At 68.9% G+C, this 11294-nt stretch carries 9 protein-coding genes; 3 read left to right on the top strand and 6 right to left on the bottom strand.

The window, feature by feature from the left end:
• The first annotated feature begins 25 nt into the window (after window positions 1–25).
• Window positions 26–1612, top strand: coding sequence for an alkaline phosphatase D family protein (locus tag HDA45_RS27845; RefSeq protein WP_184900188.1), 1587 nt, complete (start codon window positions 26–28; stop codon window positions 1610–1612).
• Window positions 1613–1641: 29 nt separating this feature from the next.
• Window positions 1642–3504 carry a molecular chaperone HtpG gene (gene htpG, locus HDA45_RS27850; RefSeq protein ID WP_184900190.1) on the top strand — a complete coding sequence of 621 codons (1863 nt, stop codon included), beginning with the start codon at window positions 1642–1644 and terminating at the stop codon, window positions 3502–3504.
• An 88-nt stretch (window positions 3505–3592) separates the two neighbouring features.
• Here the strand turns inward: htpG and HDA45_RS27855 are convergent, their stop codons facing one another.
• Genes HDA45_RS27855 through HDA45_RS27865 form a run of 3 tightly spaced genes read right to left on the bottom strand, consistent with a single transcriptional unit; the run spans window position 3593 to window position 7438 of the window.
• On the bottom strand, window positions 3593–5632 hold the full coding sequence (locus HDA45_RS27855) for an iron ABC transporter permease (protein WP_184900192.1): 2040 nt from the start codon (window positions 5630–5632) through the stop codon (window positions 3593–3595).
• Window positions 5632–6606 (bottom strand): ABC transporter substrate-binding protein, encoded by a 975-nt coding sequence (locus HDA45_RS27860; RefSeq protein WP_184900194.1) that lies wholly within the window; start codon window positions 6604–6606, stop codon window positions 5632–5634. Before HDA45_RS27860 ends, HDA45_RS27855 begins: the two co-directional genes overlap by 1 nt.
• 16 nt (window positions 6607–6622) lie before the next feature.
• Window positions 6623–7438 carry an ABC transporter ATP-binding protein gene (locus HDA45_RS27865; RefSeq protein WP_184900196.1) on the bottom strand — a complete coding sequence of 272 codons (816 nt, stop codon included), beginning with the start codon at window positions 7436–7438 and terminating at the stop codon, window positions 6623–6625.
• 153 nt (window positions 7439–7591) lie between these two features.
• Between HDA45_RS27865 and HDA45_RS27870 the strand changes: the two genes are divergently transcribed.
• Window positions 7592–8758 (top strand): PucR family transcriptional regulator, encoded by a 1167-nt coding sequence (locus HDA45_RS27870; protein WP_184900198.1) that lies wholly within the window; start codon window positions 7592–7594, stop codon window positions 8756–8758.
• Here the strand turns inward: HDA45_RS27870 and HDA45_RS27875 are convergent.
• Genes HDA45_RS27875 through HDA45_RS27885 form a run of 3 tightly spaced genes read right to left on the bottom strand, consistent with a single transcriptional unit; the run spans window position 8738 to window position 11285 of the window.
• On the bottom strand, window positions 8738–9622 hold the full coding sequence (locus HDA45_RS27875) for a metal ABC transporter permease (protein ID WP_184900200.1): 885 nt from the start codon (window positions 9620–9622) through the stop codon (window positions 8738–8740). The two genes, HDA45_RS27870 and HDA45_RS27875, sit on opposite strands and share 21 nt — an antisense overlap.
• Window positions 9619–10362: an ATP-binding cassette domain-containing protein gene (locus tag HDA45_RS27880; RefSeq protein WP_184900202.1), complete on the bottom strand. Its 744-nt coding sequence runs from the start codon at window positions 10360–10362 to the stop codon at window positions 9619–9621. Before HDA45_RS27880 ends, HDA45_RS27875 begins: the two co-directional genes overlap by 4 nt.
• Window positions 10359–11285 (bottom strand): metal ABC transporter substrate-binding protein, encoded by a 927-nt coding sequence (locus HDA45_RS27885; protein ID WP_184900204.1) that lies wholly within the window; start codon window positions 11283–11285, stop codon window positions 10359–10361. Before HDA45_RS27885 ends, HDA45_RS27880 begins: the two co-directional genes overlap by 4 nt.
• Window positions 11286–11294: the final 9 nt, after the last annotated feature.

Here is an 11294-nt window from a genome sequence, read left to right on the forward strand (position 1 = left end):
GCCCGGTTGTGGCACCGTTTCAGGCATGAGTCTGCGCCTGGGCCCGCTGCTGCGGCATGTCGACGCGACCTCGGCGACGGTATGGGTCGAGACGGCCACCGCCGGTGAGGTCGAGGTCCTCGGCACGACGGCGCGGACGTTCGAGATCCGCGGCCACCACTACGCCCTGCTGGTGCTGACCGGACTGGAACCCGGCACGTGCACCGACTACGAGGTGCGCGTGGACGGTGAGAAGGTGTGGCCCGACAAGGGGTCCGAGTTCCCGCCCAGTCGCATCCGGACGTTGCCCGAGCACGAATCGCGGGTCCGGCTCGTGTTCGGCTCCTGCCGCAAACCGCACGACGGCGACGTCTACGGCCCGGACGCGCTGGCCGCGTACGCCCGCCGGATGGCGGACGGCGAGGAGACCGAATGGCCGGAAGCGTTGCTGATGCTCGGCGACCAGGTCTACGCCGACGAGACCACCGACGAAACGCAGGAGTGGCTGAAGCAGCGTCGGGACACCTCGAAACCGCCGGGCACCGAGGTGACGGATTTCGAGGAGTACACCCACCTCTACCTCGAAGCCTGGGGCGAACCGTCGATCCGCTGGCTGCTGTCCACCGTGCCGACGTCGATGATCTTCGACGACCACGACGTCCGCGACGACTGGAACACCTCCTGCGCCTGGCAGCGGCAGATGCGCGCGCAGCCGTGGTGGAAGGAACGCCTGCGCGGCGCGATCATGTCGTACTGGGTCTACCAGCATCTCGGGAATCTCGGCCCCGCCGAACTCGCCGAGGACTCGACCTTCCAGAAGGCCGTCACCTCCGGCGGTGACAACGCGGACCTGCTCGTCGCGTACGCCGACGAGGCCGACAACGAACGCGACGGCACCAAAGGCGCGCGCTGGAGTTACCGCCGCGACTTCGGCGGCGTGCGGCTGCTGGTCATCGACAGCCGGGCCGGCCGGATCCTCGCGGGCGGAACCCGGTCCATGGTCGACGACGACGAGTTCGACTGGATCGAGGAGAACGCCTCCGCGCCGTGCGACCACCTGCTCATCGGATCGTCGCTGCCGTGGCTGCTGCCACCGGTCATCTCCCACCTGCAGTCCCTGAACGAGCGGGCCTGCGAACGGCCAGGGTGGCGAGGACGGCTCGCGGAGAAGATCCGGCAGGCGGGCGACCTCGAACACTGGGCGGCGTTCCGCGCGTCGTTCGACCGGCTCGCCGCGATGATCGCCCGTGAGGGACGGCGGGAGGATCCGCCCGCCACGATCGCGGTGCTCTCCGGCGACGTCCACCACGCGTACATCGCCGAGGCGCGCTACCCCGAGCCGGTGACGTCGACGGTCTACCAGCTCACTTGCTCGCCGGTCCACAACGCGATGCCCCGGCAGCTCCGCGCGGCCTTCGCCGCCACCTGGTCGCCCCGGGTGGCGTCCCTCGCGCGCCGGTGGGCGGAGCGGGGCGGCGTCGAACCCCTTCCGCTCGACTGGCGGAAGACGTCGGGACCGTATTTCGGCAACGTGGTCGCCACGGTCGAGACCTCCGGCAGGTCCGCCGTCACGACCATCGAACAGGCCACCGGCGACGGGCTGATCGAGGTGGCTCGGCAGAGGCTGGCTTGAGCCGTTTTCGCGCTCGGTAATATCGCCGCGTGACCACCTCTGCCGAAACACTCGAGTTCCAGTCGGAGGCACGTCAGCTCCTCCAGCTGATGATCCACTCGATCTACTCGAACAAGGACACCTTCCTCCGCGAACTGGTGTCCAACGCCTCCGACGCGCTGGACAAACTCCGCCTCGAAGCCTTCCGCGACAAGGAACTCCAGGCGGATACCGACGATCTCCACATCGAGATCGAAACCGACCCCGAAAACCGCACCCTCACCGTGCGGGACAACGGAATCGGGATGAGCCGGGACGACGTCGTCGCGTTGATCGGCACGATCGCGAAATCCGGCACCGCCGAATTCCTGAAGAAGCTGAAGGAAACCAAGGATTCCGCGGCCTCGCAGGATCTGATCGGTCAATTCGGCATCGGGTTCTACGCCAGCTTCATGGTGGCCGACAAGGTCACGCTGCTGACCCGCCACGCGGGGTCGGACGAGGGCGTCCGGTGGGAGTCCGAGGGCGAAGGCACGTACACCATCGAGACGGTCCCGGACCTGCCGCAGGGCACGTCGGTCGTCCTGCACCTCAAGCCGGAAGACGCCGAAGACCAGCTCTTCGACTACACCTCGGCGACGAAGATCAAGCAGATCGTCAAGAAGTACTCGGACTTCATCACCTGGCCGATCCGGATGACCGAGGGCGAAGAGGTCGCCACGGTCAACTCGATGAAGGCGCTGTGGGCCCGTTCGTCGTCCGACGTCACCGAAGACGAGTACAACGAGTTCTACAAGCACGTCGCGCACGACTGGAACGACCCGCTGGAGACGATCCGGCTCCAGGCCGAGGGCACCTTCGAGTACCAGGCGCTGCTGTTCCTGCCGGGGCACGCGCCGCTCGACCTGTTCATGCGGGAGCGCAAACGCGGCGTCCAGCTGTACGTGAAGCGCGTCTTCATCATGGACGACTGCGAAGCGCTGATGCCGGAGTACCTGCGCTTCGTGAAGGGTGTCGTCGACGCGCAGGACCTCTCGCTCAACGTCTCGCGCGAGATCCTGCAGCAGGACCGGCAGATCCAGTTGATCCGCCGTCGCCTGGTGAAGAAGGTCCTCTCGACGGTCAAGACCCTGATGGCGGACGAGAACCCGTACAAGTACGAGACGTTCTGGAAGGAGTTCGGCCGCGCCGTCAAGGAAGGGCTGCTGGACGACCACGAGAACCGCACCGCGATCCTCGACATCTGCTCGTTCGCGTCGACCAACGACCCGGAGAAGCCGACGTCGCTGCGCGAGTACGTCGAGCGGATGAAGGACGGCCAGGAGCACATCTACTACCTGACCGGCGAATCCCGGCAGAGCATCGAGAACTCCCCGCATCTGGAAGCCTTCCAGGCCAAGGGGTACGAGGTGCTCGTGCTCACCGACCCGATCGACGAGATGTGGGTCGACGCGGTGCCCGGGTTCGAGGAGAAGCAGTTCCAGTCGGTCGCCAAGGGCGAGGTCGAGCTCGACGAGACCAGCGACGAGAAGAAGGAAGAGTTCTCCGGACTCCTGACCTGGCTGACGACTTCGCTCGCGGAGCAGGTCAAGGAGGTGCGGCTCTCTTCGCGGCTGACGACGTCGCCCGCCTGCATCGTCGGCGACACGAACGACGTCACCCCGACGCTGGAGAAGATGTACCGCGCGATGGGCCAGGAGATGCCGCAGATCAAGCGGATCCTGGAACTCAACCCGGACCACCCCCTGGTCTCCGGGCTGCGGTCCTCGTTCGCGGAGAACGGCGAGTCCGAGGGGCTCGCGGAGACCGCGGAACTGCTCTACGGCATGGCTCTGCTCGCCGAAGGCGGGGAACTGGGCGACCCGGCCCGCTTCACGAAGCTGCTGGCCAAGCACCTGCAGAAGACCCTGTAGGGCGGGGCTGAAGGGGACTTTCCCCGCATAAGACGCCACGAAGGGGCCCTTCACCGCATCACATGCGGTGAAGGGCCCCTTCAGCCCTCTACGGCCGGGTCCGCCAGAGCACCAGGATGAAGTACGGCGTCCCGACCATCGCGATGACCAGGCCCGCCGGGATCTGGGCTGGCGCGATGACCGTCCGCCCGAGAGTGTCCGCGACACTCACCAGCAGCGCCCCGAGCGCCGCGGCCACCGGGACGATCCGGCCGTGCCGACCGCCGACCAGCGACCGCGCCAGATGCGGCGCGACCAGCCCGACGAAGACGACCACGCCGATCGCGGACACCGCGGTGGCCGCCAGGATCCCGGAAGCCCCCAGGATCAGCAGCCGCGACCGCTCGATGCGCATCCCCAGCACCCGCGGCGTGTCCTCGTCGAGAGCGTGCAGGTCGAGCTCGCGGTGCTTGACCCACAACAACGGCGTCAGCGCGACGAGGGCCAGCGCCACCGGCACGACCTGCTCCAGCGTGCGGCCGTAAGTCGATCCCGAGAGCCAGGTCAGCGCCTTGGCCGAGTTCCACGGGTCGGAGACCACGATCAGCAGCGTGATCAGCGCCATCCCGGCCGACCAGACCGCGATGCCGATGATCACCAGCCGGTCCGAATCCAGCCCCGACCGCCACGCCAGCCCGTAGACCAGCAGGAACACCACGGTCGCCCCGGCGCCGGCGGCGCCCGCGATCGCCCAGGCGCCGGCCACCGGGACGATGGTGATCAGCGTGATCGCGCCGAGCCCGGCACCGGCGGTGATGCCGAGCAGCCCGGGTTCGGCGAGCGGGTTGCGGCTGACCGACTGGATCCCGCAGCCGGACACCGCCAGCGCGGCACCGGCCAGCAGCGCGGCGAGCACCCGCGGAAGTCTTTGGTCCAGCACGAAAGTGAGTGCGGTCCCGGTGTTGCCGGTGACCCAGTTCGCGAGGTCGCCGAGCAGCACCATCCGGTCGCCCAGCATCAGCCCGACGACCGGGATCACGGCGAGCAGCACCACCAGGACGGCGGAGATCAGCACGAGCCGCCGCTTCGATCCGGCGACCCCGACGCGTCCCGCCGGAGCCGGACGGCGCGAGCCACTGCCCCGGCCGCGCCGGGCCAGCCACACCATGACGACGGCGCCGACGATCGTGGTCACCACACCGGTCGGCACTCGTACGGCCGCGGCCGAGCCCATGATCGCCCGCAGCACGACGTCGGCGCCGAGCACCGTCACCACACCGACCAGGCCGGAAACCGGCAACAGCACGCGGTGCTTCGCGATCGGCAGCAGCAGCTTCGTGATCACCGGCGCGCTGAGCCCGACGAATCCGACCGGTCCGGCGACGGTCACCGCCGCCGCGGTCAGCGCGACGGTCAGCACGACCGCGCCGATCCGTGTCCGGCGGACCCGCAGGCCGAGGACGGTCGCGTTGTCGTCGCCGAGGGCGAGGACGTCGAGTTTGCGGCCCATCGCGACGAGCGCCACGACGGCGATCACCACGATCGGCGTCATCTGGCCGGTCGCGCGCAGATCGGACACGGTCAGCGAGCCGCTGCCCCACGCGAACAGCCCGGACGTCTCCTGCTCGAACAAGAGCAGCAGCAGGATGGTCACCGACTGGAGCGCCAGCAGCACCGCCGAACCGACGAGCACCAGCCGCGGGCTCGCCGAACCGCCGCCCGCCAGTCCGAGCACGACGACCGCCGCGGCCAGCCCGCCCGCGAACGCCGCCCCGCCCACCGGGACGAGCGGCAGCGAAAGCCCGAACGCGGAGATGGCGACCACGGCGAAATGCGCGCCCGCGTTGACCGCGAGCGTGTCGGGCGAGGCGAGCGGATTCCGCGCCACGGACTGCATTCCCGCGCCCGCGACACCGAGCGCGACCCCGAGCAGCAGCGCGGCGAGCAGCCGGGGGACGCGCGAACCCTCCAGTACCGCGAGGGTTTGCGCGTCGCCGTGGCCGAAGATCGCCTTCACCACGTCCAGCGGGCCGGACGTCGAAGTGCCCTGTGTCAGGTGGATGCCGGCGAGGACGGCGATCAGCACCACCAGCCCCGCCGACACCACCGCCGTGCGCACCGCCTGGGGCGCACGAACTTCCTTGGTCATCAGGCGGTGATGGCCTTCACGATCTGGTCGGCGGTGAAGATGATCGACTTCGGGCCGCCGAAGGTCCACGTGCCGGACTCCAGTTTGTGGATCTTCTTGGACACCACGAACGGCAGCCGCTGGTAGACGGCGTTCTGCGCGAGCCCGGTGGTGAAGACGTCCTCTTCGGAGGCGCTGTAGATCAGCACGGTCTTCGGGTCGGTGATCGCGGTCAGGCCCTCGACGTCGGTCTGGCCGAGACCCCACTGCGGGTCGACCTGGCCGGTCCAGACGTTCTTGAGGCCGACGGCCTCGGCGGTGTCGGAGACCAGCGAACCCTTGCCGAACGGGCGGATGCTGACGGTGCTGCCTTCGAGGTAGGCGTCGGCCATCAGGAACGGGGTGCCCGCGGCGCCCTTGCCCTCGACGGCCTTCTTGCCCTCGGCGAGTTTGGCGTCCATTTCGGACAGTTGCTTGTCCGCCTCGGCCTCCTTGCCGACCGTTTTGGCGATCAGCTTGAAGTCCTCGCGCAGGCGGTCGAAGTTGCGGCTCGCGTCGCTGGTCTTGGTGACCACGACCGGGACGTACTTCTCGATCTGCGGCACCAGCGGCGAGTCACGCTCCTCGGCGATGATGACGACGTCGGGGTTCAGCCCGACGATCGCGTCGACGCTGGGCTCGTTGCGCTTGCCGACGTCCTTGACCTCGGCGGTCAGCGGAACGGCCTTGTCCCAGACGTTGTAGCCCGCGACGTCCGCGGCGCCGACCGGCATGACACCGAGCGAAGCGACCATCTCGGCCTCGCCCCACTCGAGCGCGACGACGCGTTTGGCGGGCGCCTTGAGGTTGACGGCCTTGCCGCGCGCGTCGGTCACCGTGACCGGTCCGGTCGCGGCGGCTTCACTCGGCGCGGCCGCGGTGTTCTCGGTGGTGCCGCACGCGGACAGCAGCAGGGCCGCCGTCGCGACGAGGACGGCAGGGGTCAGCAAACGCATGGTTCTTCCTGGTTTCTCAGGCGGGCCTGGGCGAATGCCGCCCGAGTGGCCTGCAGTGGATCGCGCCCGTCACCGGGTCGTTCGCGACGTGGACGGTGACTCCGTAGGCCTGGGAGAGGTGCTCGGTGGAGAGCACCTGCCCGATGTCACCCGTGGCCACGATGGTTCCCTCGCTCAGCAGCACGACCTCGTCGGCGATGATCGCCGCGTGGTCGAGGTCGTGCAGTACCACGCCGACCGCGACGCCTTCGTTGGCGAGATCGCGGACGACGTCGAGGATCTCGACCTGATAGCGCAGGTCGAGATGGTTGGTGGGCTCGTCGAGCAGCAGGACCGACGTCTGCTGGGCGAGACAGGACGCGAGCCAGACACGCTGGAGTTCGCCGCCGGAGAGTTCGTCGACACCGCGTTCGGCCATCGGCGTCACGCCGGTCAGTTCCATCGCGCGGCGGATCGCGGCGGCGCCGTCGGTGTCGACCCCGCGCCAGCCCGAGCGGTACGGGTAGCGGCCGTAGGAGACGACGTCGCGTACGGAGACCCCGCTCGGGGTGGGCCGATGCTGGGTCAGCAACGTGACCTGACGGGCGAACTCCTTGCCGGACAACGCGTTCCCGCCCCAGACGGTGCGGTCGCCGAGGTGGACACTGCCCGCGCGGGGCTTGTGCAGCCGCGCCAGCGACCGCAGGAGCGTCGACTTGCCGGAGCCGTTCGGGCCGACCAGCGCGGTCACCGTCCCGGCGCGCAGCGACAGGGACACGCCGTCCACCACGGCCCGCTCATGGTGCGCGAGCACCAGGTCATGGCCGGTGAGCAGCGCGTCTTCCGTAGACATGAGGGGAGCCTAACCTAATCGGATGGCCGGACGGATGTCGTGAGTGACACAGAGCGCCGCGTGATTGTCCGGTTACCGCGGGCGCCCCGGCCGGTCCAGAGAAAATCCAGTCGTGGTCCGTAGCCTCCCGAGCGGAGAGGCGGGGGAGCGGATATGGAAGGTCTCTACAAACTGTTGTGGGACAGGGTGGACCACAACGCGCGACGGGCCGTCGACGTCTATCTGAGCGAGGTCCCCGATTTCCGGGCCGCGGCACGGGTGGACGGCGTCCGTGCTTCGATGCTGGACTTCGCGGTCCTGCTCAGACGTCGTGAGGTCGAACTCGCCGCCGACGGCTCGCCCTTCACGGGCGAGGATTTGGCGGTGCTGACGGCTTTCGGCGAGCAACGCGGCGCACAGGGGGTTTCCACGGGGTCCGGGCGCCGCGTTCTCGATCTGCACGACGTGCTCACCCTGCGCGAGATCCACGAGGCGGCCGGCTTGCACGAGGTCGGTCAAGTGACCGAGATGATCGGCTGGCTGCCCGGCAACGGCCTCGCCGGGCAGAACGCGTACCTCCGGGGATTCCTGACCGGGCAGAAACGCGGTACGCCGTTCGTCAAACGGACACAGGAACTCGCCGCGGCCCTGCTCGAGGACAAAGCGGTGATCCCAGGTCTCCCGGAAAGCCTCGAGCTGGGTTCCGCCGACCGGTACCTGATCGCGGTCGTGCGCTTTCCCGGGGAACCCCTGCCTCCGGAGGAACGGCGCGAGGAGATCATCGGCGCGTTGCTGAAACGCGAAAGGGTGCCGATGATCTGGACGGAGCCCGGCGAACTGGTCGCCCTGTTCCCCTGCGCGGACCCCGAAACGGTGCGGGAACGCGCGCTGGGTCTCGTGCGCGAGTGCGCGGAGCTGATCGGACGTCCCTGCGCGACAGGCGCGGCTTCCGGTCGGGTCCGCGCGTTGGCCGACACCGCCGGTCTGGCCCGGCGGATCAGCCGGGTCGCTCCCGTCGAGGCCAGACCGGGCCGGTTGCCCGTGATGACCGATGTCTTCGCCGAACTCGGCGTCGCCCGGCTGCCGCAGGTCGACGAGTGGCTACGCGGGGTCGCGCGGCGGCTGGAGTCCGGACCCGATCTGGTGACCACGCTCGACGCCTACTACCGGCACGACATGAACCGGCTGAACACCGCGGGGGCGTTGCACATCCACCCGCGGACCCTCGACTACCGGCTCCGCCGGATCCGCGAACTCGCCGGAATGGACGCGGGCTCTTACCGGGGTGTGCGGGTGCTCGGCGCCACCGTCGCCCTCGTGCTAGCCGGCCGTTGGAACTGAGACGTCACGCCGCTCGCGCCTGCGCTTGGCCAGCCGCTTCCCGACGATCCCGTGCCGCGGCCCGAACAGGTACACCAGTGTGAACCCGGCGCCCTGCACCAGCACGATCATCCCGCCGGACGCGGTGTCGAGGTGGTAGCTCAGGTACAGCCCGGTCACCGCCGCGAGCACCGAGAACGACGGCGCGAACACCAGCATGCGGCCGAACCTGTCGGTGAGCAGGTACGCCGTCGCGCCGGGGATGATCAGCATCGCCACCACGAGGATCACGCCGACCACCTGCAGCGCGACCACCGCTGTCAGCGCGAGCAGCCCGAGCAGCGCGGCACCGAGCACCCTCGGGTTGAGGCCGATGGCGTGCGCGTGCGTGGGATCGAAGGCGTACAAGGTGAAATCGCGGCGTTTGAGTACCAGCAGGCCGAGAGTGATCGCGCCGAGGACGCCGATCTGGAGCAGATCCGAGGTGTCCACGCCGAGCAGGTTCCCGAAGATGATGTGGTTCAGGTCGGTCTGGCTCGGCGTCACCGAAATCAGGACGAGGCCGAGCGCGAACAGCGTGGTGAACACGATGCCGATCGCGGCGTCCTCCTTGACACGGCTGGTGTCGCGGACGACACCGATCAGCGCCACGGCGAGGAAACCGAATACGACGGCGCCCAGCGCGAACGGCGCGCCGAGGACGTAGGCGAGCACGACGCCGGGCAGCACCGCGTGCGAAACCGCGTCGCCCATCAGCGACCAGCCGATCAGCACCAGCCAGCACGAAAGCACCGCGCAGACCGTGGACGCGATCACCGTGGAAGCCAGCGCCCGCACCATGAAGTCGTAGCTCAGCGGCTCGAGGAACAGGTCGTAGAGACTCACGCGGGTTCTTCTTCCCGTTGCAGGACGTCGAGTCCGAAGGCGAGCGCGAGATTCTCGGGCCGGAGCACCTCGCCGGGGGAGCCGTGCGCGAGCACCTTGCGCATCAGCAGGATCGCCTCGTCGGCGAGACCGGGCAGCGCGTGCAAATCGTGTGTGGAGATCAGGACCGCGGCGCCGTCGGCCGCGAGTTCCTTGAGCAGCCGGGTGATCGTGGCTTCGGACCGCTTGTCCACCCCGGCGAACGGCTCGTCCAGCAGGAGGACACGGGCGCCTTGGGCGATCCCGCGCGCGACGAACGCGCGTTTGCGCTGCCCGCCGGACAACTGCCCGATCTGGCGTCCGGCGAGTTCGGTCAGCTCGACCCGCTCCAGCGCCAGATCGACGGCCTCGTGGTCGGCGCGGCGCGGCCTCCTGGTGAAGCCGAGATGCCCGTAGCGCCCCATCATCACGACGTCGCGCACCGAGAGCGGGAACGACCAGTCGACGTCCTCGCTCTGTGGCACGTACCCGATCGCGCCGGACTTGCGGGCGCGGACGGGCGGGCCGCCGTCGACCGAGACCGTGCCGGAGTCCGGCCGGACCATGCCCATGATCGTCTTGAACAGGGTCGACTTCCCGGAGCCGTTCATCCCGATCAGCCCGCAGACGCGGCCGTGTTCGAGGGAGACGTCCACACCGTCGAGCGCCAGGACGTCACCGTAGTGAACGGTCACGCCTTCGACGCGGATCGCGGCCGTCACGGCTTCGCCCCGGTGAGGGCGGCCACGATCGTCTTCGAGTCGTGGCGGATGAGGTCGAGGTACGTCGGCACCGGGCCTTCGGGGCCGGACAGGGAATCGACGTAGAGGACGCCGCCGAAAGCGGCACCGGTCGCGGAGACGACCTGGCGCATCGGGGCGTCGGAGACGGTCGACTCGCAGAACACCGCGGGGACCTTGTTCTCCTTGACGAAGCCGATGGCGCGGGTGATCTGCTGCGGCGTGGCCTGCTGTTCGGCGTTGACCGCCCAGATGTACCGCTCGGTGAGGCCGGTGTCTCGCGCGAGGTAGGAGAAGGCGCCCTCGCAGGTGACCAGCGCGCGCTCGTTCTTCGGCAGCCCGCTCAGCGCACCGGTCATCTCGTCCTGGACGGCCTGCAGTTTCGCCTTGTAGGCGTCGCCATTGGCCTTGAACACGGCGGCGTCACCGGAAGAGACCTCGCTGAACGCCTTGACCATGTTGTCCACGTAGATCCCGACGTTCTTCGGCGACATCCAGGCGTGCGGATTCGGCTTGCCCTGGTAGGAATCCTCGCCGATGGCGATGGGCTCGACACCCTCGCTGACCACCTTGTGCGGCGCGTCGCTCTCCGAGACGAACCGGGCGAACCAGGCCTCCAGGTTCAGCCCGTTGTCGAGGATCAGGTCGGCCTTCGCGGCCTTCTTGATGTCGTCCGGCGTGGGCTCGTAACCGTGGATCTCGGCGCCGGGTTTGGTGATCGACTCGACCTTGAGCTTGTCGCCCGCGACGTTCGCCGCGATGTCCGCCAAGACCGTGAACGTGGTCAGCACCACGGGCCGCTTGTCGTCCGTGCCGCCGCTCGTTCCGTTGCCCGCGGCACCGCACGCGGTCAGGACGAGCGTCGACGCGGCCAGCGCGAAGACGGTCTTGCGGAGATTAGCCATCCCGTGAGT

The organism is Amycolatopsis umgeniensis, assembly GCF_014205155.1.
Taxonomy (GTDB): Bacteria; Actinomycetota; Actinomycetes; order Mycobacteriales; family Pseudonocardiaceae; genus Amycolatopsis; species Amycolatopsis umgeniensis.